General features: G+C 56.7%; 21 protein-coding genes. 9 read left to right on the forward strand and 12 right to left on the reverse strand.

Features of this window, described 5'->3' with window-relative positions; genetic code table 11:
* Positions 1-46: 46 nt before the first annotated feature.
* The 3 genes from trhO to Poly51_RS02295 all read right to left on the reverse strand — a co-directional run bounded on the left by trhO (position 47) and on the right by Poly51_RS02295 (position 3,882).
* Positions 47-919 (reverse strand): oxygen-dependent tRNA uridine(34) hydroxylase TrhO, encoded by an 873-nt coding sequence (gene trhO, locus Poly51_RS02285; protein ID WP_146453816.1) that lies wholly within the window; start codon positions 917-919, stop codon positions 47-49.
* 105 nt (positions 920-1,024) lie between these two features.
* Positions 1,025-1,540 carry a thiol peroxidase gene (gene tpx / locus Poly51_RS02290; RefSeq protein WP_146453818.1) on the reverse strand — a complete coding sequence of 172 codons (516 nt, stop codon included), beginning with the start codon at positions 1,538-1,540 and terminating at the stop codon, positions 1,025-1,027.
* An 86-nt stretch (positions 1,541-1,626) separates the two neighbouring features.
* On the reverse strand, positions 1,627-3,882 hold the full coding sequence (locus Poly51_RS02295) for an efflux RND transporter permease subunit (protein ID WP_186775289.1): 2,256 nt from the start codon (positions 3,880-3,882) through the stop codon (positions 1,627-1,629).
* A gap of 17 nt (positions 3,883-3,899) precedes the next feature.
* Between Poly51_RS02295 and Poly51_RS02300 the strand changes: the two genes are divergently transcribed.
* Positions 3,900-5,318: a glycosyltransferase family 39 protein gene (locus Poly51_RS02300; protein WP_186775290.1), complete on the forward strand. Its 1,419-nt coding sequence runs from the start codon at positions 3,900-3,902 to the stop codon at positions 5,316-5,318.
* Entirely contained in the window at positions 5,302-5,934 is a 633-nt protein-coding gene (locus tag Poly51_RS02305) for a hypothetical protein (protein WP_146453824.1), read from the forward strand. Before Poly51_RS02300 ends, Poly51_RS02305 begins: the two co-directional genes overlap by 17 nt.
* Before the next feature lie 29 nt (positions 5,935-5,963).
* Here Poly51_RS02305 and Poly51_RS02310 read toward each other — a convergent pair whose 3' ends face one another.
* A complete protein-coding gene (locus tag Poly51_RS02310) occupies positions 5,964-6,644 on the reverse strand; it encodes a hypothetical protein (RefSeq protein WP_146453826.1) in 681 nt (226 codons plus the stop codon).
* Positions 6,645-7,047: 403 nt separating this feature from the next.
* Here Poly51_RS02310 and Poly51_RS02315 point away from each other — a divergent pair, with 403 nt between their 5' ends.
* The gene (locus Poly51_RS02315) at positions 7,048-7,932 is read left to right on the forward strand and encodes a DUF1571 domain-containing protein (protein WP_146453828.1); all 885 of its coding nucleotides are present in this window, start codon (positions 7,048-7,050) and stop codon (positions 7,930-7,932) included.
* Between the two features lie 95 nt (positions 7,933-8,027).
* On the opposite strand, the gene Poly51_RS02320 is transcribed toward Poly51_RS02315, so the two are convergent.
* The 3 genes from Poly51_RS02320 to Poly51_RS02330 all read right to left on the reverse strand — a co-directional run bounded on the left by Poly51_RS02320 (position 8,028) and on the right by Poly51_RS02330 (position 10,868).
* Positions 8,028-9,056: a trypsin-like serine peptidase gene (locus Poly51_RS02320; RefSeq protein WP_146453830.1), complete on the reverse strand. Its 1,029-nt coding sequence runs from the start codon at positions 9,054-9,056 to the stop codon at positions 8,028-8,030.
* A 16-nt stretch (positions 9,057-9,072) separates the two neighbouring features.
* Complete coding sequence (locus Poly51_RS02325) at positions 9,073-9,816, reverse strand: hypothetical protein (protein WP_146453832.1); 744 nt, start codon at positions 9,814-9,816, stop codon at positions 9,073-9,075.
* Positions 9,817-10,049: 233 nt separating this feature from the next.
* Positions 10,050-10,868: a hypothetical protein gene (locus tag Poly51_RS02330; protein WP_246114209.1), complete on the reverse strand. Its 819-nt coding sequence runs from the start codon at positions 10,866-10,868 to the stop codon at positions 10,050-10,052.
* A gap of 243 nt (positions 10,869-11,111) precedes the next feature.
* Here Poly51_RS02330 and Poly51_RS02335 point away from each other — a divergent pair, with 243 nt between their 5' ends.
* Complete coding sequence (locus tag Poly51_RS02335; RefSeq protein WP_146453834.1) at positions 11,112-12,104, forward strand: potassium channel family protein; 993 nt, start codon at positions 11,112-11,114, stop codon at positions 12,102-12,104.
* 22 nt (positions 12,105-12,126) lie between these two features.
* On the opposite strand, the gene Poly51_RS02340 is transcribed toward Poly51_RS02335, so the two are convergent.
* A complete protein-coding gene (locus Poly51_RS02340; protein WP_146453836.1) occupies positions 12,127-12,792 on the reverse strand; it encodes an NAD(P)H-hydrate epimerase in 666 nt (221 codons plus the stop codon).
* Between the two features lie 84 nt (positions 12,793-12,876).
* On the opposite strand from Poly51_RS02340, the gene Poly51_RS02345 reads away from it, so the two are divergent.
* The 3 genes from Poly51_RS02345 to Poly51_RS02355 all read left to right on the forward strand — a co-directional run bounded on the left by Poly51_RS02345 (position 12,877) and on the right by Poly51_RS02355 (position 15,301).
* The gene (locus Poly51_RS02345) at positions 12,877-13,119 is read left to right on the forward strand and encodes an FmdB family zinc ribbon protein (RefSeq protein WP_146453838.1); all 243 of its coding nucleotides are present in this window, start codon (positions 12,877-12,879) and stop codon (positions 13,117-13,119) included.
* Between the two features lie 173 nt (positions 13,120-13,292).
* Positions 13,293-13,925, forward strand: coding sequence for an RNA polymerase sigma factor (locus Poly51_RS02350; protein WP_146455108.1), 633 nt, complete (start codon positions 13,293-13,295; stop codon positions 13,923-13,925).
* Entirely contained in the window at positions 13,922-15,301 is a 1,380-nt protein-coding gene (locus Poly51_RS02355) for an anti-sigma factor family protein (RefSeq protein ID WP_146453840.1), read from the forward strand. The genes Poly51_RS02350 and Poly51_RS02355 overlap by 4 nt, the downstream gene beginning before the upstream one ends.
* A 25-nt stretch (positions 15,302-15,326) precedes the next feature.
* On the opposite strand, the gene pheS is transcribed toward Poly51_RS02355, so the two are convergent.
* The 3 genes from pheS to rpmI all read right to left on the reverse strand — a co-directional run bounded on the left by pheS (position 15,327) and on the right by rpmI (position 17,295).
* Complete coding sequence (gene pheS, locus Poly51_RS02360) at positions 15,327-16,367, reverse strand: phenylalanine--tRNA ligase subunit alpha (RefSeq protein WP_146453841.1); 1,041 nt, start codon at positions 16,365-16,367, stop codon at positions 15,327-15,329.
* A gap of 110 nt (positions 16,368-16,477) precedes the next feature.
* Positions 16,478-16,867, reverse strand: a complete 390-nt coding sequence (rplT, locus tag Poly51_RS02365) for a 50S ribosomal protein L20 (protein ID WP_146453844.1) — start codon at positions 16,865-16,867, stop codon at positions 16,478-16,480.
* A 206-nt stretch (positions 16,868-17,073) separates the two neighbouring features.
* Positions 17,074-17,295 carry a 50S ribosomal protein L35 gene (gene rpmI, locus Poly51_RS02370; protein ID WP_146453846.1) on the reverse strand — a complete coding sequence of 74 codons (222 nt, stop codon included), beginning with the start codon at positions 17,293-17,295 and terminating at the stop codon, positions 17,074-17,076.
* 528 nt (positions 17,296-17,823) lie between these two features.
* On the opposite strand from rpmI, the gene Poly51_RS02375 reads away from it, so the two are divergent.
* Both Poly51_RS02375 and Poly51_RS02380 read left to right on the forward strand, forming a co-directional pair.
* Positions 17,824-21,276, forward strand: a complete 3,453-nt coding sequence (locus Poly51_RS02375; protein ID WP_146453848.1) for a discoidin domain-containing protein — start codon at positions 17,824-17,826, stop codon at positions 21,274-21,276.
* Positions 21,273-22,676, forward strand: a complete 1,404-nt coding sequence (locus Poly51_RS02380; RefSeq protein WP_146453850.1) for a sugar porter family MFS transporter — start codon at positions 21,273-21,275, stop codon at positions 22,674-22,676. The genes Poly51_RS02375 and Poly51_RS02380 overlap by 4 nt, the downstream gene beginning before the upstream one ends.
* Before the next feature lie 146 nt (positions 22,677-22,822).
* Here the strand turns inward: Poly51_RS02380 and Poly51_RS02385 are convergent, their stop codons facing one another.
* A complete protein-coding gene (locus Poly51_RS02385) occupies positions 22,823-24,757 on the reverse strand; it encodes a hypothetical protein (protein ID WP_146453852.1) in 1,935 nt (644 codons plus the stop codon).
* Between the last annotated feature and the right edge of the window lie 256 nt (positions 24,758-25,013).

A 25,013-nucleotide genomic window follows, 5' to 3' on the forward strand; every position in this document is an offset into this window, starting at 1 on the left:
TCGCCGCGCACGGCGTTGCGGGGCCACGTAGGGTTGCCCGAAAGGTTTATTGCGTGCCGAGTTGGCGTTGGCGTTCGGCGAAGCGTGATCGTTGTTCGTCGGTCAATTGACCAGAACAGTGCGGGCACTGGACGCCCGCGATGTAGTCGTCGGTTTGCTGACCGGCGGGCGTTACCGGCCAACCGCAACCGAAGCACATGACGTGGTTTGATTCCTTCAAGTCATGATCGACGGCGACGCGACCGTCGAACACGAAGCAGTCGCCTTCCCAACGCGATTGTTCGGCAGGGACCGTTTCAAGATATTTTAAAATGCCACCACGGAGATGATAAACGTTCTCGAAACCGGCGGCTTTCAATAGCGATGTCGATTTTTCGCACCGAATTCCTCCGGTGCAAAACATCGCGACTTTCTTATGCTTGGCCGGATCCAAATTCGAAGCGACGAACTCGGGAAAATCGCGAAAGCTTTCGGTGTTCGGATTGATCGCCCCTTCGAACGTACCGATCGCAACTTCGTAGTCGTTTCGCGTATCGACCAGCGTGACATCGGGGTCGTCGATCAACGCGTTCCAGTCTTCGGCGTCGACGTAGGTGCCGACGGAATCGAGCGGATCGATACCGTCCACGCCCAGCGTCACGATCTCTTTCTTCAACCGAACTCGCGACCGCCGAAAAGGCATTTCGTCGCACGTTGACCATTTCACATCCAGATCCGCCAGTCGCGGATCCAGACGCAAAAAGTCAAGCAGAGTCTCGATCCCCGATCTTGGACCGGCGACGGTTCCATTGATCCCTTCACCCGCCAGCAACAAAGTGCCACGCACATCAGAGCCGATCATGCATTGCAGAATCGGCTCGCGAAGCTCGACGTGATCGTCGAGCGGCACAAATCGATAAAGCGCGGCAACGGAAAACATCGGGAATAGATATCAGGTTACAGGTGTCAGGTTACAGCTTTGGCGACGTATGACCGTGGCGATGTGCTCGCCTGTAACCTGTCACCTGTTTGCTGTTACCTATGTCTAGACCAGCATTCGCAATGCGGCCATGGCCGCAGCATAGTCGGGTTCTTGAGTGACTTCAGCGACGATTTCTTTGTAGGCGACCTTTCCGTCGGAATCGAGCACGATGACCGCGCGGGTCAACAGCTTCAATTCTTCGATCGTCACCCCATAGCTGGTGCCGAATGCGTGGTCCTTGTAATCGCTGGCAGTTCGAATCTTGATATCTTCCGCACCACAGAAACGTGCCTGTGCGAACGGCAGGTCTCGTGTCACCGTGACGGTGTTGACCTTGTCGCCCATCTTGCCCAACTCTTCGTTGAACTTCTTGGTTTGGATCGCGCACGTTGGCGTATCCAAACTTGGTGCGACGCTGATCAGCGACGGTTTGCCTTTCAAGTCTGCCAACGTCAACGTTTGCAGTCCGTTGTCGGCGTAGGTCAGATTGAACTCGGGCGCGGCGGAACCCACGGCAAGATCGTTGCCTTCGAGTGTCATCGGATTGCCCTTGAACGTAATGACTCCAGTGCGTCCCATCAGTATCTGCTCTCGTTTTAGAGGTCGAAAAAGTTATTTTGCCCCCGAATTATGGTGGCACAGCCTATGAAAGTGAATGGGGTGGCTTAGCGGTAGCCGATGGACGCAATTGCCGGCAACAGGGTCAAGTTGACGAACGTCCCAATTGCAAGCGTCGCTGCCACCAAGGTCCCGAACGTCGCCGTCGGCACGAATTCACTTGTCGTCATCGCTCCGAAGCCGATCACTAGGGCAACCGTCGCCAAAACGACCGGAGCGCCAATGCCGGCCGCCGCTCGGACCGATGCCGCAGATCCGCCATGGCCGCGGCGTATTTGGCGGCGAAAAGCGGCTAAAAAGTGAACGGAACCGTCGATCGACAAACCGATCGAAACAGCCGCGATCATCGCCGCGCCCATATTGATTTTTCCACCCATCATCGCCACGGACGCCAGCACCACAAACACAGGCAGCAGATTGGGCAACAGAGCCGATGTCGCCAACCGCACCGACCGCGTCGCCACAACCAACAGCAGCCAAACCAACACGCCCGACGCGGCAAAGCATCGCCATTGATCACCAACCATTTGGCCCACCAAGCTGGCCATCATCACGTAATACCCGGTGACACGCCCGCCTCGCCCCACATCGCTATCGTTGACGGTCCGACGAACCTGATCAATCAACGCGGTCTTACGCCCAGCGTCGAGGTGCTCTTCGCTTCGCAGCATGATTCGAAATTTGGCCGACTCGTTGTCGTCGGGGTCGGACAACAGGGCCGCAAAAAAGACGGGCATCGTTACCTGCATTCCCGACAATCGCGTCGATGGCGAAACGAGTTTCAAAATTCCGACTTTCAATGCCACCGCATCGGCGTCGGCCAAACTGATGACTTTGGTCAAACGGGCACCGTCGACATCGATCGCCCTCAGTTCCTCTTCCAAATCGCGCACCGATTTCATGTACGCCTCGGTCAATTCATCCGGCGTGTCGAGCACGATGTCCCAAACACCGGCGCCCCCAAAATTCGATTCGACATTTCCGTAATCTTGAACGATCGCACTTTGCGGGCGGAAATTGTTCAGGAAGCTGGTCTCGACCTCGGCGCGCCCCAGTCCGATCACCGACGCGATTGCAATCAAAACGCCGGTTGCGATCACTCCACCGCGATTCCGAACCGACCAGGACGCGATCTGAAATGCCAAACGCTTCAGTCGCTCGCGGCCATGTGATTTTTGCTCGGTCGCGTCGGGCCAACGCGAGCCGGTCATTAAGATCAGCGGCGCAAACAACGCCAGCGAAAGAAAGACGGCGATCGATGCGATAGCAACCATGATGCCGAATTGGGCGACGGGCAAGATCCGCGAAATGGCCAACGCCGCGAATCCTGCGGCATCGGTGGCGCAAGTCCAAAAGATCGGAACCGACAACAACATCATCGCTTTGGTCATTGCGGCCCGTTGTGACATCCCACGCCGTCGTGCCGTGCGGAACGCGACACCCAGATGCAGGATCGCGGTAACGGAAACAACGGTCACGATTGCGGTCAAGATCGTCGACACCAACGAGAGCTCAATCCCCCACCAATGCATGATCGCTTTGGTCAGTGTGACCGACCACACAATCGACAGAGCCGCCAACGCGACCAAACGCAGATCTTGCAGCACGATCAGTAGCACCGCCGACAACAAGACGATCGTGGTCCAAGCCAAACGCGCGCCGTCGCGCTCAATCAAATCAAAGCCGTCGTGAACTAACACGGGTTCGCCGACCAAGGCAACGTTGTGGGATTCCAATTCATCGGACATTTCGCTGGCTAGCGTCCGAAGCGTTTCGATGGTTTCGGGCAAATGGTCCGGTTCCAACATCGCAACCACGGCGGCTCGATCGAGCGCGGACGAATGCGTGTAGCCGGCGAAGATTTCTAAAAAGCCGCGAGCCACCGGATCGCGTTTTCGAAACAGTGCCGCTGATCGGTTGAAGAGCGACGCCGGACGAAGTCTTTCGACCGCGGCGTTCAGTACCGATGGCGAAAGCACGCCCGCGACACCAGGGACGGCGGCCACTTTGGCTGACAAAGCTTCGTTGCGTACCAAGCCATCCGAACTTGCGAATTTGTCGTCTTCGTAGACGATCATGACCACCGCGTTGCCGCCGAACGCCGATTCGAGTTCCTGGTACGCCAACAGGGTTGGGTCGTCGGCAGCGAACATTGCGGAGATGCTGCGATCAAAATCGACTCGATTCGCGCTCGGCCACGCCGCCAGCCCGATGACCAGGCCGGCGACCAGACTGAACCAGCGGTAGCGTATGACCACATCGGAAACTTTCTTTCCGTAAGAGCGTGGGGGTGAGCGATTCACTATGATGTTCGATCTCAGTGGACGAAAACAAGAAACTCTTCGGCGGCGCACATTCTGTGATGATGGCAAGTCGGGCGACTCGTGGCGAGCGGACAGAGAAACCGACAAGGTGGATCTGGTACGTGTTTTTCGCAGCGATCCTGGTGCGTGGCGGCGTCGCCGGTGTCTGTCTTGCTCAATTTCGCGAGGACCCAGATGCCTACCGAGCGATCGCGACGACCCTTTCCCAGTCGGGTGTCTTCGGCCTGACTGGTCCCGATGGTGGCACCCGACCCACCGCATTCCGACCGCCTCTTTACCCTTACCTTTTGTCGTGGACGACGTCGGATGTCGTGCCCGTCGCCGTCCTGCACACGTTGCTGGGGGCCGCGACTGCGGTGATGGTGTTCCTGGCCGCTTTCCATGCGTTCGGTGATCAACGAGTCGGTGCGTTCGCCGCCGCGTGGGTCATCGTCGATCCCGTGTTGCTGCAACAGTCGACATTGGTGATGACGGAAACGCTTGCCGTTGCCCTGGTGTCGGCGACGTTGTACCGCATCAGCGTCGCGGTCCGACACGGTTTCGATTGGAAACAGTCCGTGTTCATCGGCGTCCTGCTTGCGCTTGCCTATCTATGTCGGCCGACGTTTTTGGTTTGGGCCGTGTTGATCATCGCAGGGTTGTTGTGGGCGGGTTATCGTCGGGCGTTTTCAAGCACAAGGACGCGTTGGGTTCCGTCGGTTGTTGTGACGATCATCATAGCGGGCACGATGGGACTTTGGATGATGCGCAACGAGCGCGCCGTCGGTCATCCGATGTGGGCGACGACGCACGGCGGTTACACTTTGCTGCTGGCCAACAATCCGATGTTCTACGACCACTTGCGATCGGAACGATCTCGGCAAGTCTGGGATGCTCAATCGTTTCTGGATGCGTACGACCATCGCTATGAAGGTGATCCGACGACCGAATCATTTTGGAAAGAAAATTGGGCCGCTGCCGGCGATCCGATCTATCCGTCCGATACAACGGAAGTCAACGATGACAGACTGTGCGGTGCTGCGGCGAAGGCTTTGATCGCACGCCAACCGGCGATGTTCGTTTGGTCGTGCTTCGTTCGTGTGTGGAGTCTTTGGACGCCGTTCCCTCACGTCACGCCGACCCGATCGGCCGCCGCAACGTTCGCGATCGGAGGTTACTATTTGGCGTTTGCCGGTGCCGTTTTGGTTGGGCTGTGGCGTTGGCGGCAAAGCAGTGTGCCGTGGCGAACGACTTTGTTTTGGTCCATCGCCGCGATGGTGGTTACGCTATCGGCGGTTCACGCGGTTTACTGGAGCAACCTGAGGATGCGTGCGCCCGCGATTCCCGGACTCGCGATCATCGCAGGCGCGTGTTTGTACGCGGTGGATCGCAACCGCAATCCCGAAGGAGCAAAGACCGATGTGGCCGACCTTTGATGGATTGCGAACGCTCAAGGGCCCCGAGGCGGATCTTGTCCGTGGTGCCGTTGGCACGATGTTGGATCACTTGATTGCCGAATATCGTGATGACGACGCACCATGGTCGTACGGCCTTGATTGGTTCGACATGTGGGAAGCCGACCAACGGATCTGGTTGCTCGAACAAGTCACACGTGGGCTACTGACGCGTCGACGCGAACTGCCGCCAGCCGCAATTTGGGAAGCGACCGTGGACGCAATTTTTTGCGAGACCATCGACTTGATCGAAATCGAAATCGCCGACCCCACGCTAACGACGGCGAAGCTTTCTTGGCGGCAGAGTGTTGTCGAGGTGTTCGAGCGACAACATGGTCGCCCACCGGAAATCGATATCGATTCGCGGGATCTGTCGAAGTGGCGTTCCGTCGTCGCCAGGATTTCGGAGTCGATCCTGGCCACACCGTCGTATCAGAAAGCCGAAGCGTTTCGAGATGCCGACATCAACCGGTTGAAGCGTTTTCTTGCCGAACGTGCACTACCGGAAGACTTCCTGGATCGGATTCCACCGATCCGCAGCGTCGCGGAAACTCAAGCATCGATCGACATGATCCAGAAGCTCGTGTTCGTTGACTAGGTGCGGTCGGCCGACCGGCTTGACGGTCGCTACTGCGATCGCCATTCGATGTATCGGTCGCGGTATCCGTGGTGCATCGACCATTGACGTGTGCCCGACGCGCCGAAGTAGCCGTACGAGTAAGGCGTCTTCCAGGTTTCTTGGCGTTTCGCGTTGGGAATGCTGGCGGTGACGGGTTGAATTTGGTGGTGCAGCCGATAACCGGGATGCAGCGGATGATTCGGCGGGCGATTGGGTGAACCATGGCCGGCCGACGCGCCGACACCATGCCCCAAGATTCCGTGCCCACTGACACCATGCCCAGCACCGCCGTTGGGGTTGGCAGTTGGCTGTGGGGTCGGAGCGGCGAGCACGCGGTGAGGGACTTGGGGTGGTTGCGGCGGTTGATCGCCCATGGCGAACACGTCGCCGACGCTTTCCATCGGTAACGGGGGCTCGGGGTAAGCGATCTCTTCTTGTTGATATTGAGCCTGTTCGACCGTGGCTTCTCTTCTCATACGGACCGGTTCTGGCCAGCGGACTCGCTTGGATTCCAACTCCGCCTGTTCGTCACGTTCCAACGGACTTTCGAATCGAACGGGCTCCCACGCGGGTGTCTGGGCTGCGGCGGGCTGTGGAATCCGTTGGCTTGCCGCAGCGACGACGACCAGGGCTACGATGAGCGAGTGTCCGCAAGTGTCGCGGATTCGCAAGTTTCTGGCGTGGGTCATGGACGGCAACTTTTCGGGTGGACCACAGTGACTAAAAAAACAGTGACTAAGAAAGACGTTGATCAAATCGGACGGTATCGGATGGAGCGTTTGGGCAAACCGTACCGATTCGCACACTTTCCTTCATCGTCGCGGCCATGGGTGCCGAGCCACATTTTCTGGGCAAAAATGACCGTTCGAAAACAAATAAACTGATCTGGAAATCAGTCGCGGATTCTTTGTACCGTCGCAAGTGAACGTTGTCCGATGGGGAGATGCTTGACGTTTGGGTAAGCATGGCGAGCTGGCCACGTTCCAGTCACCGCCCCCATCCTGTGTTGGCGATACAGAAACACGAGGGCGGCTTCGATGCTGCCGTAACCCACGGACAGTCGCAATCGCAAAAGAAGCACGGAAGCTATTCATGAACATTGAACGTCGCCATTTTATCGCGCTCTTCGGATCGCTTTTCGCAACCTCATCGGCAAAGCAAGTCTTTGGCCAAGCTCCACAATTCGTCGAGCCCGTGCATCGCGTGGCGGCGGTTCCAAGTGTTGAGCCGACGCCGGCACCCAGCCACGCGCACCCGTTGGATCGCGCCCTCGAAATCGCTCGCAGCGGGCTGTCGGGCTGTCGCGAGAACGTGACCGACTACACGGCACTGTTGGTCAAACGAGAACGCGTTGACGGAACGCTGGGGCAACACGAATTCATGGAAGCGAAAGTTCGCAACCGCAAAGTTTCGGGTGGCCAACTCATTCAACCGCTCAGCGTCTACTTGAACTTCGTCAAGCCGACCAGCGTCAAGGGGCGCGAAGTCATCTACGTCGAAAACAGAAACGACGGCAACATTGTCGCGCATGAAGGCGGTTTCAAGGGCAAGTTCTTGCCAACGGTCACGATCCCTGCGACGGGGATGTTGGCGATGCGAGGACAACGCTATCCGATGACCGAAATCGGCGTCGAAAACTTGATCGAAAAGCTAATCGAGCGCGGCACACGAGCTCGTCAAGAACCCGATGTACAATGCGAATTCCGAAAGAACGCACGCGTGAAGGATCGCGTCTGCACGGTGCTTCAAGTGACCAGCCCGACGAAGGTCGAAGGCCTTGATTTTCATCAAGCACAGGTCTTCATCGACGACGCATTGAACTTGCCCGTTCGCTACATCGCATACGATTGGCCGACTCGCGAAGGTGCTCCGTTGGAAGTCATCGAAGAATACAACTACCTCGACTTGAAGATCAACGTCGGTCTAACCGATGCAGACTTTGACCCGTACAACAAACAGTACGGCTTCTACAGCTAGGCGTGGCCCCTCAGACGCTGTTCGCGGGGATCGAACTGGAAAGCAGTTCGATCTCTGTCACAGCGTGCCAGGGCCACAAGCGTCACCAAAAACGCTCAGCCCGCATCGAATTCGTGGAACACTTGGTCGCCATCGAGCGCGTCGAACATCCGCGGCCCAAAGTAGGGCGACACGAGTGAGTTCAAGTTCAACTCACCGCGCCCGTACCGCAACTTCGCGTGGCCCGATGTGACTCCGATCGCCACGTACTTTCCGGGACCGGCGGTTTTGTCTTCGACCAACCACGGGCATCCGCTGGCACCGCCACCAAAATTGGTTGCCATGACTGGCGCGAAATCGCCGTCCGGCCCGTTCGATTGACCGAACAGGTATTCGCCTTCGCTCTGCCAAAGCTGTTTCCCGAAATCGAATCCGCTACCGGCCGGATAGCCGACGATGGCGACGCGGTTACGATCAAAGAAGTCGGCCTCGTTGATGACCTGGGTACGAATCTGGGTTCCGATCACATCACCGATATTGCGATCGACATAGCAAATCGCGATATCCAAATTGGTTGCCGGATTGGTCAAGTAATCGCGCGGAATGTAACCGCCCGTCACACGACACTTGGGGCGTTCATCCGCCGCGTAATAGTCGTACCCCGGATGAAACTCCAATGCCCGCGACCATGTACGTGTGGTTGAGTCGTACAAGTTGTGGGCGGCCGTCGCGATTGTGCTTGGACCCGTGATCCAAGCCGAACCCGACGCCAGCGGCAAGCGAGTGTCACCAGAAATCTGGATGAATAGCTTTCCGATCGCCCGCAATTGGTTCGCTTGAGGGCGCGCGACCTGGCGCGTTTGAAAGTACGGCGTTAGCGGCGATTGAGCCAGCGATTCGATGTTTGGAAATGCGGCCGACGGACGAACATTGTGGATCGTCTTGTCCTTGTCCGCCGCGAAGTCGAACGGGTCGATCGCGGATGGGTACGCCCCTGATTCAACCGGATAGACCGGCATCGACATCGGCACGCCAAAGTCATCGCCGCCGCGTCCGAGTCGCTGCAGACGTAAGCCTTTCGCAGTCAAGAACGGGTGTTCCGACTCGCCGGAGGAATGGCCAGCCGAATCGTCTGGGTTGGGCATGGAATCAACCGATCCGCTATCTCAGCGAGATCGCTTCCTGTAACGGTTGAAGCACGCTACTGACCAAGTACTCGTCGACCAAGTCGTGGCAAAGTGCCGCCAACCGTTCGAACTCTTTGGCAAACGTTTCGTCCGCGTTCAAGCTGTCATAGCGGCGAACGGTCAAGTAAACGCTGATTTGATCTTCACCAAATTCGCCCGTCTTGACTTGAAACGCATTGGTCCGGGACTCGAAGCTGACACGGCACTGAGTCTTGCATTCTTCGTCGAGCGCAAACTGGATTGCCGGTTCATTCGACAACAATTTGCCAAACGGCACCTGTAAAAAACGTTCCAACCCGGGCGGCACACCAATCGCTTCGGCCAGGATTTCATTGTGATTCCCTCGGTAGGCGAAGTCGAACCCCGCCATCACGGACAACGATTCACAGTCCAAGGGGCTGATCGACAAATCGTAGGGAACCAATTCTAAGACCGTACGGTGTTGGTCGACCGCCGACTCGTATGACTCGGGGTTCACGACGCCGCTGTTGACACGTTTGGCTTCGACAGATGTCCATCGATAAGCGTTCGCTTCCTTCTCTTCCTCGAGTACGTACTCGCCTTTTTCTCTTGAATAGAAGTTCTGCATCTTGGGATATCGGCGTCGAACTTGCTCGAAATAATGCAGCACCGACTCGCGGCCCTGCGGCACCTCCATTTCGGTGGAGAGGTTCATGTTCAGATAAAAATCGTCGCTGAGTTCGCCGTAAACGCTCATTCAGTCCTCGCTTGGGATAAGGGGGTGACGCCGGTCGGATCGCCTCGGGTGCATTCCGGCACGGGTCGCACCCCAGTATAGACACCGCGCCGACGTGGAAGAACGGGCGCGGATCTCGGAATCTGCTCAGATCCCGTAAAACGCCACGCAAAATCGATCCAATTGGGCTGGCGCGGTGCGGACGGAACATCCGAAAGGCCCGCAAACCCCAACCGCAAAGTCCGCTGAATCCGCTAAATCGCGTCGCCGGGCATGATCGGGTGATCGATTTGACGGCGCGACGCAGTCCACAGCAGCAGCGTTGTCAATCCGGATGCTGCGACGGCGCTTTGCGGCGTCCAGCTAAGAAAGATGCCCATCAGCACCTGGTCGAACTCCATCGCCAAAGCATGCCCAACCGCCATCGCAACGCCGATCAACCCCAACGTGATCGGGACCAGCAGCACGACCCGCCGCTGCCAATTCCAGCGGTGCGGGACCATTGCCAGCCCGACCAAAGCGACCGGACCCAGAGCGTAGATCGCTACCAGCGTCATCGGGTGCACCGCCAGTCGGCTGACCACGGTGGAAGCGATCGCGGCGATCGTCGTCGTGATCATCAGTCCGCGCAGGCTGAATTGAACCGGCGCCGGTTTGCGCGGGACCGCATCCGCCGACGAGGAGCCATCGACGTCCTGGACTTCGACCTCATGAATAGCGCCGTCCAAAAAATCGCTTTGCCAAACCGCGATCGCTCCGATCGCGGCGCCGACCAACATCGCGAACACGATGTTCTTACCCATGTTGGGGTAGTCGGCGAACAAACCGCCGTAGTGATTGCCGGCTTCCCACACGACCCATGGGAATCCGATCGCCGAATTCATCGACTGTGGGCGACCAATCAAGCCGGACCAATCGGACGATCGGAAAAAATAGGACACAGCGTTGACCGATGCGGTCAACAACAATCCGACGGCTAAACCGCGAAGAAACCAACGTTGCTTGGAAGTACGACGTTGTTTGGAAGCGTCGGGCTGATCGCTCGTAGCCATGTTCATCGTAGCCATGTTCATCAAAACGTCTCCAGCGACGGGGAGGTCGTGCAGATTGTTTGGCCGCTCTATCAGGAACGGCCCTCATTGTACGCCGCATCGTTGGCTACGACCATTCCTTTCGTGACGGTGATGCGGGTCGTGTCGATTGCGAAAACTTTCTGGGCAACTCTTTCGTCGAATGCCAAAGCGGCGATTACAAACGGCACCTAGAGTTTCGCGACTGAAAGATCATCGCTTCCCATTCGTAACGCTGCGACTGCTATGAAGAAAACCTACGGAATCGTATTGCCCCGAGAGGCGCATACGACGAGGCCGTTTGAGCACAGGTCGAGGCGAACGCTTCGCAACGGCTTGACCTTTTTTGGTGCGACATTCTTGATTGCAACCGCCGGTTACGTCTTGGCTGGGTGGAATTGGGTCGACTCGATCTACATGGTGACACTCACCATTTTCGGAGTCGGCTACGGGGAAGTCCATCCGATCGAAACGGTGTGGATGAAGTGGTTCACGATGGGAGTGATCTGCGCGGGGTGTTCATCGCTGATCTATGTGATCGGCGGCATCGTACAAATGTTGACAGAAGGCGAAATCGAAGAAATTATGGGCATTCGACAACGATCACGCGAAATCGATTCGCTGATGGATCACACAATCATTTGCGGCTACGGGCGAGTCGGCCAAATGTTGGCAACGGAATTGTCGCTGCAAGGGCAACAGCTGCTGGTTCTCGATTGCGACTCGCATCGGGTCGACCAGGCGATCGCTGATGGATTCTTGGCACTCGAAGGCAACGCCGTCGAAGACGAAGCACTGCAAGACGCAGGCATCTTTCGCGCCGCAACCCTGGCAACGGTTCTGCCTGATGATGCCGCGAACGTCTTCATCACACTTACAGCTCGCGACCTTTGTGAAACGATTTGCATCATCGCCCGAGCCGAATGTCCGACCACGGAACGGAAGCTGATTCGTGGCGGTGCAACGCATGTTGTCATGCCAGCCGCGATCGGTGCGATTCGTATCGCGCAGCTCGCATGCAACGTTGACGGCGGTCGGGAAAACTTGCCCGAAGATCGATACCGGATGTTGAATTCACAGGTGCGCAAAGACGCTTGCAAGGTCATTCTGCCCAGCACAACCGTCGGACCGGAAACCGAATCATCCGTCCAATTGGATGTCGCCGAGCTGGCCGAACTGGCTTCCGGGCTAACCAAGTCGATGGACAAACATGCCACCGATCGAGCGGCAGCAAAGTAGCAGGTCACGTACCACGTGATGGCTACCTTGCCTCGTCAACGACTCGGCATGGGATGCCGATACCGACTTGGTGAACTTTTCCGACGACGGTCGATCCCTCGCCACAGTTGAAGCCGATTTTTGGCGCTACCATGGTGATCGTGTGATCCGCCACGAAGGTTGGAATATTGGCCTGGCCCGTGTCACAATCCAATCCTGTGGGCAAGTCGATCGCGATCCGCATCGCCTCGGACGCGTTGGCGATGCGAACCCAGTCGGCGATCCGGCCACGTGGATTGCCGACCGCTCCGGTGCCCAACAAACAGTCCACGATCACCGAGTACGCGAGGATGGCTTCGGCATTTAGCGAGTCCTTGCGATCGCAGACTTCGATTTCAATTCCAAGATTGTCGGCGATCGTCGCATTGATCTTTGCGTCACCGCCGAGATCGGACAGCCCCGTGGTGGAAAACAGTTTCACTTTGCGACCCACGATGTCCAAATGGCGGGCGATGACGTAACCGTCGCCTCCGTTATTGCCTTTGCCACAAAGAATGGCGATCGATCCGGCCGGAGCCACCGTGTGAATGACTTCGGCGGCCGCCCGACCGGCATTCTCCATCAGGATCAGGCCCGGGATGCCGTACTTTTCGATCGAAATTTGGTCGACGCGACGAACTTGGTCACGCGAGAGCGGCAACGTACTCATGTTTCCAAATCCAACTTCACCAGCGATAATGGAGGTTCGGCGTCGTCGCCGCACGTTATGCTACCCCAACCCACTTTTGCCACCATGCCGCTGTACGAATTTCAATGCAAGTCCTGTGACATCATCGTCGAAGTGTTGGTGCGATCACCGGATTCGGCCGGAGTCCCCGACGATGCTGACTGTCCCGGCTGTGGCAGCCACGATTTAGACCGCGTTTTCAGCTTGCCGGCGTCGCCATCCGTAAAGTCGGGCAAGTCATTGCCAGTGGCGGCCAGCGGCGGTGATTGCGGTGCGCCGCGGTGTTGTGTTGGCGGCTGCCAGATGTAGGTGACCGAAACTTTCGCCCATTCGGCGGGTTGTAAGTTCAGCGGGTTGAAAATACTCGTTGCGATTTTGGCGAGTTTCGATACAAATTTTTTCTCACTGGCTTGAAAGTTCGTTTGGCTGTCACCGAATCCACCGCGCTCCGCTATCAACAATCCGATCCGGATGTTCGTTTGATGCTGCGCGTCCGTGATGATGACGCCAGCGCTTTTGCCGAGCTGGTCCAGCGTTACGAGGGCCGATTGGTAAGATTGATGCGAACGATCGGTCCCCGCGCTGACCTGGCCGAAGACTTGGCGCAAGAAACTTTCATGCGAGTCTTTCGAGCCCGAAAGACCTATGAACCAGGCGCCAAGTTTTCCACTTGGCTGTTCACCATCGCCGGCAACGTGGCGCGTAACTCTGCACGTTCGCTGGGGCGCCGGCACGAAGTTAACGAAGTGGACGCGCCGCCCGGCAGTCAAGCCGACACGGGGGCACAGTTGCTGGCATCGACGGCATTGGACGCAAGCGGTTTGATGCCGAACCGGATTGTCGAAGGCACCGAACGCGCCACCATCGTTCGTGCCGCGGTCGATTCATTGAGCGAACGACAACGGATGGCAATGATGCTGTCCCGATTCGAAAACATGAGCTATGTCGAGATCGCCGAGACGATGGACTTGACGACCAAGGCCGTGAAGTCGCTGCTAAGCCGGGCCCGTGTGAATCTGAAAGAAGCACTTCAATCTTATATCGAAGGCGGTGGTATTTCTGCCAACGGCGGGCAGACCGCGGACGATGACCAAGACGACGAGGTGATGTCGTGACGACGATGCCGGTCGCGGATGACATGCCGCTGGATCCCGATGACGAATTGCTTGTCGCTTACCTGGACGGCGAACTGGAACGAGCCGATCGCACTCGGTTGGAAAACCGATTGCTCGACGAGTCGGGTTTGCGTTCAAGGCTGCAGCAGTTGCAGTCAGGCTGGGACATGCTGGAAGAATTGCCCGATCCCGCACCGAGCGTCAAGCTGGTTGAAACGACATTGGAACTGGCCGTTGCTGACTTGGTCGCCGCCTCACCGGACCGAACATCCTGGTTCAGCCGATGGCGGTATCCGATCGGAATTTTGGGGTCCTGCTTGGCGACCGCCGTGTTGGCGATGGGCGCGACGGCGCTTGCAAAAAAATACGCGTTCCGCAACGAACTGCAAAGCTTGGCCATTGCCGAGAATCTGGATGCATACAACCAAGCTGTTGACTTAAATTTGATGCGTCAACTTTCGCGAGATGACCAATGGACGCGAATGCTCAACGCGACGGAGAAGGTAGACGGAGTGAACGAGGGCGAGGTCAAGATCGCCGATGTTGCGATCGATCAACGCGAAGCCGCCATCGAGTCGATGTCGGTACCCCAGCGGACTCAGCTCTACTCCCGCTGGGAAAGGTACAAGCGGCTGGAGGGACCCGATCGCGATCGGATCCAAGAATTTGCCGGTGTCGTTTCGCAGCAAACCGATCGCGAAACGCTGCTCAAAACAATGAAAGCGTATGCGGTTTGGCGTGAAAGCTTGCCAGCGGAAATGGTCGACCGCATTGAATCCAGCAGCGGTGACGCACAGAAAAAAGCAATTGCCGATGCAATCGATCGCACCATGGTTTCCATCTCCGAACGGTCCAGCGGCAAGCTGAGTGATGACGCGATCGAATCAATCTATTTCGCGCTGCGAAAAATATTGGACCAGCGACTCGAGCGGATGACGCCAGAGATTCAGACACGTATCGCGGAATTGAAAGACCGATTCGGAAGCGGGCAAGATGCGAGTTGGGGACTTCTCAACTTGATGTTTGGTCACCGTGACTCGCGTCGCCGTTCGCCGCCTTCCATGGCGGGCGGCGCGTTTGGCGAACGCCAGGATCCGCTGCGACAGGACGAACTTGGTGTGATTCGATTGATGTTGTCGCCCAGTGATTTGGAGTCGTTGATTGCATCAAGCGGTGGTGGTGATCCGCTGCTCGAAGCGATGACGTTGAAGACTTGGGCAGAGGAAGCCATCCGTCGCAAAGCACCTTGGCCTCGACGAGGCGACGAGACGATGCTGAGCCGCTATCTGGACATGCCCGCCGATGATCGCGAGGCAATCGAATTACTGCCGGCCGAAGAGATGCTTCGCGAATTGAGTCCGCCGTCTCGGCGATGAGCCCCGTTTTTGCCAGACGCGCGAATTAGAACTGGCTTAAGAAACGCAGGTCGCCGCTGTACAGGTCGCGAATGTCGGTTACCGAGTGACGACGCATACACAACCGTTCGACACCCAATCCGAATGCAAACCCGCTGTAAACTTCCGGGTCATATCCCACGGCTTCAAACACAGCCGGATCGACCATGCCGGCGCCGCCGAACTCGATCCACGTTCCGTTCCAAAAGAAGTCGACTTCGACACTCGGTTCGGTGAACGGAAAGAACGATGGGCGGAAGCGGATTTCGACGTCGTCGCCCAAATAGTTCGTCGCAAACACACGCAGCACTGTCTTCAAGTTCGCCATCGTCACGTTGCGATCGACGTACAGGCCTTCCATCTGATGGAACATCGGGAAGTGCGTGGCATCGGGTGCGTCGGGGCGGTAAACGCGGCCCAACGAGATGACGCGAATCGGTGGCTGGTTCGTTTCCATCACGCGAATCTGCACGGTGCTGGTTTGGCTGCGCAGAAGCTGTGTGCCTTCGATGCCCTTCGTCGCGCCGCTCTTTGCGAGCGTCTGGGCCGTCGACAAATAGAAGTTGTCCAGCGGATCGCGAGCCGGATGGTCTTCGGGAATGTTCAGGGCGACGAAGTTGTGGTGTGGGTCTTCGACTTCGGGGCCTTCGGCGGCTTCGAAACCCATTCGTCCCATGATCTCCGTCAAGTGCGTGATCGTTTGGGTGATCGGGTGGATGTGTCCGATCTTCGGTCGAACTCCTGGCAGCGTGGGGTCGAACGTAAGGTCGATGCCGCTAGAGTCGCCACCGCCGAGACGGCCTTGCGAGACTTCGAAGGCGGCTTGAACGTTCGACTTGAACGCGTTCAATCGCATGCCGGCTTCTTTTCGATCACTTGGATCGATCGAGCCCATCTGTTTCTGGACGTCTTTGAGGGCACCCTTCTTGGCGCCCAGGTAACGCACGCGAGCTTCTTCGAGTGAGTCGGCATCGGCGACCGATTCGAATGCCGTCGCGGCTTCACTCTCAAGTTGGTCGAGAGTGGTCAGAAAGTCCTTCAGCGACATGGTTGCCTAGATGCCCAGCAGGTACGTCAGGCGTACAAGCCTGACAATCGGTAAGACGAGCCGTTCCGGGCCCGAGCGGTCGCAGTGGTCGAAAACACAGTGGCCGAAAGCTATGCCGATGCTTCGGCGTGCTTGGGTTGGGGAGCCGTTTCGAGTGCCTTTTTGACGGCATCGCAAACGTCCTTGAAACCCGCCTCGTCATGGATCGCCATTTCCGAAAGCGTTTTGCGGTCCAATTCGATGCCTGCACACTTCAAGCCGAAGATGAATTCGCTGTAGCGAATTCCGTGTTGGCGAGCGGCGGCGTTCAAACGAATGATCCAAAGTTTACGGAAGTCGCGTTTCTTTACACGACGATCGCGGAACGCGTAGGCACCACTTCGCAGCAACGTTTCTTTAACGCTGCGCGTCAGTCTGCCGCGTCCGCCCACGAAGCCTTTAGCTCGCTTGAACAGACGCTTCTTGCTCTTGTGACGGGTTGAGCCGGTTGTGGTACGCATTGATCGTGATCCTTAACTTTGAAAGTTCATTCGGGTTTCCAATTCAGGCCCCATCGATCAGCTCGTGAACGGTTCTCGGAAACTGAGTTTCCTGAAAACGAGAATTCACGCGATCCGCGATGAAGTTTCGCCCAATCGGATGGGAATCAAATCCCTGGGGTGAAGATAAAAACGTCAACCGAGACGAATCTCGGCCGTCGGCCAAGCTAATAGCTGTTGCCTGCGAGGGCGTCTTGGATGGTCTTTTCCATGTGGATATGAGTCGCAGTCGTTCCGCGAAGGTTGCGGCGACGCTTGCTGCTTAGGGCTTGAGCCAAGTGGCTGGTGCCGCTGCTGCGGTGCATGGCTTTGCCCTTGGCGCTCAAGCGGAAACGCTTCTTGGTGCCCTTGTGGGTCTTGACTTTGGTTTTTGCTTTAGCCTTGGTCATGGCTGTTCCGGTCCGTCAAATTTCAGTTAAAATTGGCTGTTGATAGCTTCGCGAGCGGCATCCGCATCTGGGAAGCCCCGCAAGATAGCGGAGCCACCCCGATGTGGGAAGTGCTGTTCGCGAAAGCCGATATGTGCGATTCGGATTTGTGGCATCCAGAGCAAAGCCCCAAAGAGATGTGGCTGCCCAACCTGAATACGAGGAACCGTGCCGTCACTGTGACGCAAATCCGAAAGCGAATTTGCGGAATGTGAAAAGGGATACCGTGCAGCCGAGGCTAAGCTGGCACCACCCGATGTTAAGGCGGTAAAAGAGTCCGTTTTCTCGCCAGATCGCGAAATCACGTTTGACCGGACGGTTCGCGAGCTGCGAAAACATTTCCTCGCACAAGAGTCTGTATTGGCCCTGACATACTCACCAGCCGGCCGGTCCCGCTTGACGAAATTGGGGGATGCGACGTCCGTGTGCGTGGTGCTTTCGCCCGTTAGGAGTGCTTTGGGGTGTCACAATCATGCTAAAACGGTGTGCATGGGTGCTCCATTTTTTCAAACCATCCGATTCGCGGCACTGCTTTGCGCCTGCGTAACTTCGTTGCCCGCCGGCGCCGATATGCCGGTGACTCCCGCGCCCACGCCACCCCAATCGTCGGCCCAGATCGATTTGTCGGGTTCTTGGGAAGTCGTTTTGGATCGCCAACGTGTCTTTGATCCTTCCCTTGCCCAATCGGAATTGTCGCCTTCGCGGGACGGTGTGGCGACCGTCCGCATTCCTGGGGCGCTCCGCGACAGCGATTTGGGCGATCTTGTCGGCCCTGAAACGAAATGGATCGGTGGCATTCAAGAAAGGGTTTGGAGCCAGCCTCGGTTCGATCCGTATCGAGGCGCGGACAATTTTAAAGTCCCGTTTTGGTTGCAACCCGAGCGGCACTACGTGGGGGTGGCTTGGTACCGCCGACGAATCGAGATTCCGCCTTCATGGAACGGAAAACGCATCACGTTGCACATGGAGCGTCCGCACTGGCGTACCCATGTTTGGATCGACGACGACCACATCGGCGACGGCGAATCCCTGAGCACTCCACAGCAATTCGTTGTCACCGATTCGGCCACGACGGGAAGCCATTGGTTGACGATTGGCGTCGACAACAGCTTGGACAACATCGATGTCGGATTTAACTCGCACAGCGTCAGCGATCATACACAGACCGCGTGGAATGGGATCGTCGGCAACGTCAGCTTGATCGCCGATACAAAGCTCTCGGTCGCTCGCGTGGACGTCAACGCGATCCCCGGCGACTCGTCCGTCAGAGCGACAATCCACATCGCCAACGATACTGAATATCGCCAGCAAGCGTCCGTCCGTCTGCGAATCAGTCGCGACGACGAAGACCGTGAAGTCGACGGCGAAGCCGTCGTTGACGTTGACGTACCGGTGGGCAGCAGCGTCATCGATGCTGAAGTCGAATGGACGCGAACCCCGGAACATTGGAATGAGTTTTCGCCGGTCGTCTATCGTCTGACCACGTCAATCGAATCACCGGTAGAAGAGGATGCCGAATCCGAAGTTGCTGTCGCGCGCAAACACACGACAACGTTTGGCGTGCGGTCGATCGAGTCGATTGACGGCGCACTTCGATTGAATGGTCAGCCCATTTTTTTGCGAGGCACGTTGGAGTCGTGTGTCTTCCCTTTGACGGGATACCCGCCGACCGATTTGCCGTCGTGGCAACGGATCTTGCGTATCTGTCGCGATCATGGATTGAACCATCTACGTTTTCATTCATGGTGCCCTCCCGAATCGGCATTCGTCGCGGCCGATCAGATGGGGTTTTACTTCCACGTCGATTGTTCGAGTTGGCCGAACACCAGCACTCAATTGGGCATCGATCGTCCCGTCGATGCGTGGCTCTATCGAGAAGCCGAGCGAATCATCGCAAGCTTCGGCAATCATCCTTCGTTGATTTTGATTTCTGCTGGAAACGAACCGGGCGGTCCCGAATCCGGTGCCGATTTCTTGGGCCGCTGGGTTTCGCATTTCAAATCGAAGGAAAATCGAATCCTGTTTTCCGGTGGCGTCGGTTGGCCACAGATACCAGAGAATGAATTTTTTGTCGCACCGAGGCCACGCCTTCATCAATGGGGACAGGGAGTGGCTAGTCGCCTGAACGCGGAAGAACCCAATACCACGGCGGACTACGGCACGTTTGTCGAAAGCATTGCTTCGCCGATTATCAGTCATGAAATCGGGCAGTGGTGCGTCTATCCGAACTTGGCAGAGACAACGAAGTACACCGGAGTGTTGAAGGCAAAGAACTTTGAAATTTTCCGTGACTTTCTGGACAGCGCATCGATGGGAGACCAAGCCGACGACTTCTTGATGGCGTCGGGAAAGCTGCAGTCGATTTGCTACAAAGAAGAAATTGAGGCGTGCTTGCGGACGGAAAAGTTGGACGGTTTCCAAATGTTGGATCTGCACGACTTTCCCGGTCAAGGCAGCGCGGTCGTTGGCGTGTTGGACGCGTTTTGGGATCCGAAGCCATACATCGATGCCGCAGAGTTTCGGAAGTTTTGCGGCCCAACCGTGCCGCTTGCCCGCATGCCGCGACGCGTTTGGAACAATGCAATGTTGTTCGTCGCCGACGTCGAAGTATCGCACTATGGCCCCAGTCCGTTCACCGATGTCGTGCCCCGTTGGCAGATTCGACGTGGCGAAGAAGTGTTGGCTTCCGGCGAACTGGCGAAGCAGACGATTGTCGCCGCGGGCCTGCGCCGAATCGGACGCCTCGAATGGCCACTCGACAACATCAAACAGGCGTGCGAGTTGACGCTCAGTGTCTCGTTGCCGCCTGCGACGTCAAATGATCGCCCGATCGAGAACGATTGGCGTTTTTGGGTTTATCCTGAAGGATCCCGAAGCGACGAATCAATCACGGGTTCGCAATCGGATTTGGTGGTGACCCATTCGCTTGATGAAAAATCGATCAAAGGTTTGCAGGCTGGAAAGCGTGTCGTTTGGTTGGCCCGTCCGTCTTTGGTAAAGACCGATTTCACGATCGGTTTTTCACCGATATTTTGGAACACCGCGTGGACCAACGGGCAATCGCCACACACTCTGGGCGTGTTGTGTGATCCCGCGCACGCGGCCCTACGAGACTTTCCCACTCGGTTTCATTCCGATTGGCAGTGGTGGGAATTGATTTCACAGTCCGCCGCGATGCGAATCGACCAGCTACCCGGAGACGTCGAAACGATCGTCCAGGTGGTGCCAGACTGGTCGCGTCCGAAAAGATTGGCACTGGCGATCGAAGCAAAAGTCGGCGCAGGCAAGCTGATCGTCTGTTCCATCGATTTGGAAACGGACCTGGACCGACGTCCCGCAGCGAACCAGTTTCGGCAATCGCTGATGAAGTACGCGGCTAGCGATGACTTTGAACCGAATGCTTCGGTAACAGTCGAACAGCTGTCGAAATTGTTTCGCAAGCCGAGTCCGCTCGAGTCGATGGGCACGATCGTGACAAGCAGTAGTTTTCAAGCGGGCTATGGACCCGCGCTTGCGATCGATGAAGACCCGAAAACCTTTTGGCACGTGAATTGGTCCAACGGTGTCGCGAAGTTCCCGCACTGGTTGATGGTGGACCTCAAGGAAGCTCGGCCCGTCTCGGGGATTCACGTCCAGCCTCGCGTTGATAGAGGGCGAAGCCGGATCGCCGATTTCGAAATCCAGGTGAGTTCGGATGGCGAGCGGTGGGTCTCGGCGGCTTCCGGGACATGGGGCAACAGTCCGGCCAAGCAGTCCGTGAGGTTCGATCGGGTGCGAAACGTTCGATTCGTCAAGCTGATTTCGAAGCGTTCTCATGAACACGTCGAACAATCTAGTATCGCGGAGGTCGAGGTCTCTTTTGAAAACCCGACGGCGTTATCCGGAGCCGCAAACGGTAGCGAAACCTACAACGAAATTCCTGCCGAAGGCCAAGGAGAATGATCCGGCCAAATGCTCCGGATTCTTTTTTCGATCGTCACTACTTATGGACGATTTGCTTGGTTGCCGCTTTGGGCGGATTGTTGTTCGGCTACGACTGGGTGGTCATTGGCGGCGCGAAGCCTTTCTATGAACCCTATTTCGCGATCACCGACAATCCTTGGATGCAAGGATGGACGATGAGCAGTGCGTTGGTCGGCTGTTTGATCGGGGCCGTCATCAGCGGTGCGGCTGCGGACCGAATCGGACGCAAACGATTCTTGGTCATCGCGGCAGCATTGTTTGTTGTTTCTGCTCTGGGTTCCGCGGTGTCCAGCGGCCTGTTTGATTTCAACGCCTTTCGGATGCTTGGCGGGATTGGGATTGGCTTGGCGTCGAATCTATCGCCGCTGTATATCGCCGAAGTTTCGCCGGCATCGACGCGAGGCCGGATGGTATCGATCAACCAATTGACGATCGTGATTGGTGTTTTGTCGGCTCAAATCGTCAATTGGGCGATCGCACGCGACGTTTCCGAACTGGCGACCGCCTCGACAATCGCGGTTTCTTGGAACGGGCAACACGGTTGGCGGTGGATGTTCGCGGCGGAGGCGATTCCTGCGATCGTGTTCTTGGCCTTGTCAACGATCATCCCCGAGAGTCCGCGATGGTTGGTGCGCGTCGGCAACGTCTCGCAAGCAAAGTCCATCCTGGAACGGATCGGAGGTCCCGAATACGCCATCGCACAGATCAAGGGCATTCAAGAAACGCTGTTACCCCGTGATGATGCTGGCGAAAGTGGGGCAGTCGATTCGCTTCCGTGGCCGGCATTGATGATTGGGGTTTTTCTTGCGGTGCTGCAACAGTGGTGTGGGATCAACGTCATTTTTAACTACGCGCAAGAAGTGTTTGCGGCGGCCGGTTACGGCGTCAGTTCGATCATGCTGAACATCATCATTTCGGGCGTCGTGAATCTTGTCTTCACCGTCGTTGCGATGTTGACGGTCGATCTGGTCGGACGGCGAACCATGTTACTGGCCGGATCGGGCGGACTGGCGTTGATCTATTCGGCGCTTGGCGGGTGCTATTGGATGCAGAGCCAGGGCGTGCATGTGCTGTTGTTGATCGTTGCCGCAATCGCGTGCTACGCCATGACCCTAGCGCCCGTCGTGTGGGTGGTGATCTCCGAGATCTTCCCGAACCGAAATCGTGGACGAACCATGGCCATCGCTGTGTTCAGTTTGTGGACGGCATGCACCATTCTGACCTTTACGTTTCCATTCCTCAGTCGGTCGCTCGGCGCGCACGGCACGTTTTGGTTGTACGGCGTCATTTGTGCCGTCGGTTGTGCGGTGATCGCAAAGATTTTGCCGGAAACCAAAGGCCAGTCTTTGGAATCGATCGAGCAGTCGTGGAAGGGATGACCGTGGAGCCCGTCTGTAAAAGCAATGAGTGAGTTTGCCAGCAAGAAAAGGGTGCTTCCGACGAAAAAAGGGCCGGCACTCTCGGAAAGAATGCCGACCCTTCGATTTCGATCGCGATTGTCACATCAGGTGACAATCAGAATCAATTAGCAACCGCATCCGCAATCGCTGGCGACAGCACCACAACCGCAACCGGCGTCGGCCGATCCGCTGCTGATCACTTCGCTCGAACCTGCATTGCCACAGCCGCTGCTGACAGGAACTTGAACTTCTTGCGCGACCATGACGGTCTTGCAAACTTGAACTTCCTTCTGAACTTGAACCGGGACACACACGGTGTAGTCTTCGGTCTTGGTTTCCGGCACTTGGTCGACGACGGTGACGGTGTAAGGAACTTCTTCGCTGACAGTGTCGAACTCGGTGACGGTGTAGTCACGAGTCTTCGTGGTCGGAACCATGACGGTAACGTTGCGAGTACGAGTCTCGGTGTTCATGGTCGTTTGTGGGACCATGCGAGTGCGAGTTTCGGCAACCATCTTGCAAACGACTTGATCACGATTACGTGTTTCGGTCGTGTAGCTGGTGCGATTCTCGGTACGAGTACGTTGCTCGGTACGAGTCTTGTTGACCAAGTATTCTTGGGTACGTTCTTCTTGACGGCACTTTTGGATCGCAACTTGACGTGTGCGAGTTTCTTGACGCGTCTTCGTTACAGGAATGCTGCGAACGCGAGTTTCGGTGCGAGTCTTGCAGACGGGAACCATACGAGTCTTCGTTTCGGTGCGGTACTTGGTGACCGTTACGGGACGAGTGCGGTTTTCGGTGCGAGTCTTCGTAACGTTGTACGTGTACGGAACTTGAACTTGCTCGGTCGTGTAAGTCGTGTAAGGAACTTGTTCGCAAACGACGTTTGGAACCCAAACTTGACGTTGAACGATGGTCGTGCAAGGAGCAGGAGCCGGTGCAGCACCGCAACCACAGTCGCTCGAAGCAACCGAACCACAGCTGTCGCATTCGCCACAAGACGGTGCAGCAGCTTCGCAACCACAGGTCGCGACAGGAGCTTCGCAGCCGCAAGCAGCAGCAGGAGCTGCACAACCGCAACCGCTGTGACAGTGGTGGCTGAACAAACGGCCCAGCAGACCGCGAACCAGACCACGACGGCCGGCCGAGGCGCTGTTTCCGCTCGACAGCGACGAAACAGGAACTTCAACGCTTTGGCACTGATAGCTGCCCATGTCTCGGCTGACGGTGCGATACGACGTCACGGGAACGCGACGGCATTCGGTCTTCATGCCGGTCATCGTTTCGGTGTACGGAACGTTGACGGTGTAAGAGACTTCCGAAGTTTCGGTGTAAGGAACCGAAACGTTGTACGTTTGAGCGACTTGCTCGGTGTACGGAACGTTGACGGTGTACGACTGTTCGACGTTCTCGGTGTAAGGAACGTTGACGGTGTAGCTTTGCTCAACCGTTTCGGTGTAGGGAACGCTAACCATGTACGTGCGAGTTGCCGTTTCGGTGTACGGAACGCAAACGCTGTAAGGAACTTCGACCTGAGTCGTTACCGGTACTTGAACCGTGTAAGGAACTTGGATCGTTTCTTGAACAGGAACATTGACGGTGTATTCTTGCGCGACTTGAGTCGTCACAGGAACTTGTACCGAATATTCTTGAGTCGAAGTCGAAGGCACCATTTCGGTGTACGACTGAGTCTTGGTGACTTGACGCGGCACTTGCTTGTTGACGGTGCGCGTGCGAGTTTCTTGACGCGAAACATTGTTCATCACCGTATAGCTACGTTGACGAGTTTCTTGCTTCATTTCCGTCACGGTGACCATTTGGGTCTCGGTGACTTGTTGCGGAACCATCACGGTTTTGGTCGTGAAGGTCGGGCCACAAGCCGAACCGGACATTCCATCAGCCGAGCCTTCGACGATGACGCCATCGGCGTTTCCGCCACACGACGAACAGGGAGCTTCGGCCGCGGCCGGGGCAGCGTCACAGCACTGGGCGAATGCCGGAGCACTGCCGATCGTAGTCAACGCAAGTGCGGCGACGGTGAAATACAACTTCTTCACGGGTACAGATTCCATTAACGGGTAGGTGAACGGCTCAACAGTAAGATTCATCTGTTAAGCACCAATTGGTTTGATTCGATGAAGAATACATGGCTAGGAGTTGCCCTCAAACTTTCTTTAGCCCGTAAAGTCATTTCAAATTAAAACCCGTCTGATTGGGTGAACGCTTACGATTGTGACACCGTTTGCGCCTTTGACGATGGCTCCGGTGCTTCCGTTTGTATCGATTGCAGCGATAAGAATTGTGTCTTTGTCC

Source organism: Rubripirellula tenax (assembly GCF_007860125.1).
GTDB classification, from domain to species: Bacteria; Planctomycetota; Planctomycetia; order Pirellulales; family Pirellulaceae; genus Rubripirellula; species Rubripirellula tenax.

Coding starts and splice junctions, on each gene's coding strand:
- Poly51_RS02350 (WP_146455108.1), top strand. CDS start 13,293: ATGCTGCGCGTCCGTGATGATGACGCCAGCGCTTTTGCCGAGCTGGTC.
- Poly51_RS02375 (WP_146453848.1), top strand. CDS start 17,824: ATGGGTGCTCCATTTTTTCAAACCATCCGATTCGCGGCACTGCTTTGC.
- trhO (WP_146453816.1), bottom strand. CDS start 919: ATGTTTTCCGTTGCCGCGCTTTATCGATTTGTGCCGCTCGACGATCAC.
- Poly51_RS02345 (WP_146453838.1), top strand. CDS start 12,877: ATGCCGCTGTACGAATTTCAATGCAAGTCCTGTGACATCATCGTCGAA.
- Poly51_RS02335 (WP_146453834.1), top strand. CDS start 11,112: ATGAAGAAAACCTACGGAATCGTATTGCCCCGAGAGGCGCATACGACG.
- rpmI (WP_146453846.1), bottom strand. CDS start 17,295: ATGACCAAGGCTAAAGCAAAAACCAAAGTCAAGACCCACAAGGGCACC.
- Poly51_RS02315 (WP_146453828.1), top strand. CDS start 7,048: ATGAACATTGAACGTCGCCATTTTATCGCGCTCTTCGGATCGCTTTTC.
- rplT (WP_146453844.1), bottom strand. CDS start 16,867: ATGCGTACCACAACCGGCTCAACCCGTCACAAGAGCAAGAAGCGTCTG.
- Poly51_RS02340 (WP_146453836.1), bottom strand. CDS start 12,792: ATGAGTACGTTGCCGCTCTCGCGTGACCAAGTTCGTCGCGTCGACCAA.
- Poly51_RS02380 (WP_146453850.1), top strand. CDS start 21,273: ATGATCCGGCCAAATGCTCCGGATTCTTTTTTCGATCGTCACTACTTA.
- tpx (WP_146453818.1), bottom strand. CDS start 1,540: ATGGGACGCACTGGAGTCATTACGTTCAAGGGCAATCCGATGACACTC.
- Poly51_RS02305 (WP_146453824.1), top strand. CDS start 5,302: ATGTGGCCGACCTTTGATGGATTGCGAACGCTCAAGGGCCCCGAGGCG.
- Poly51_RS02330 (WP_246114209.1), bottom strand. CDS start 10,868: ATGAACATGGCTACGATGAACATGGCTACGAGCGATCAGCCCGACGCT.
- Poly51_RS02325 (WP_146453832.1), bottom strand. CDS start 9,816: ATGAGCGTTTACGGCGAACTCAGCGACGATTTTTATCTGAACATGAAC.
- pheS (WP_146453841.1), bottom strand. CDS start 16,367: ATGTCGCTGAAGGACTTTCTGACCACTCTCGACCAACTTGAGAGTGAA.
- Poly51_RS02320 (WP_146453830.1), bottom strand. CDS start 9,056: ATGCCCAACCCAGACGATTCGGCTGGCCATTCCTCCGGCGAGTCGGAA.
- Poly51_RS02310 (WP_146453826.1), bottom strand. CDS start 6,644: ATGACCCACGCCAGAAACTTGCGAATCCGCGACACTTGCGGACACTCG.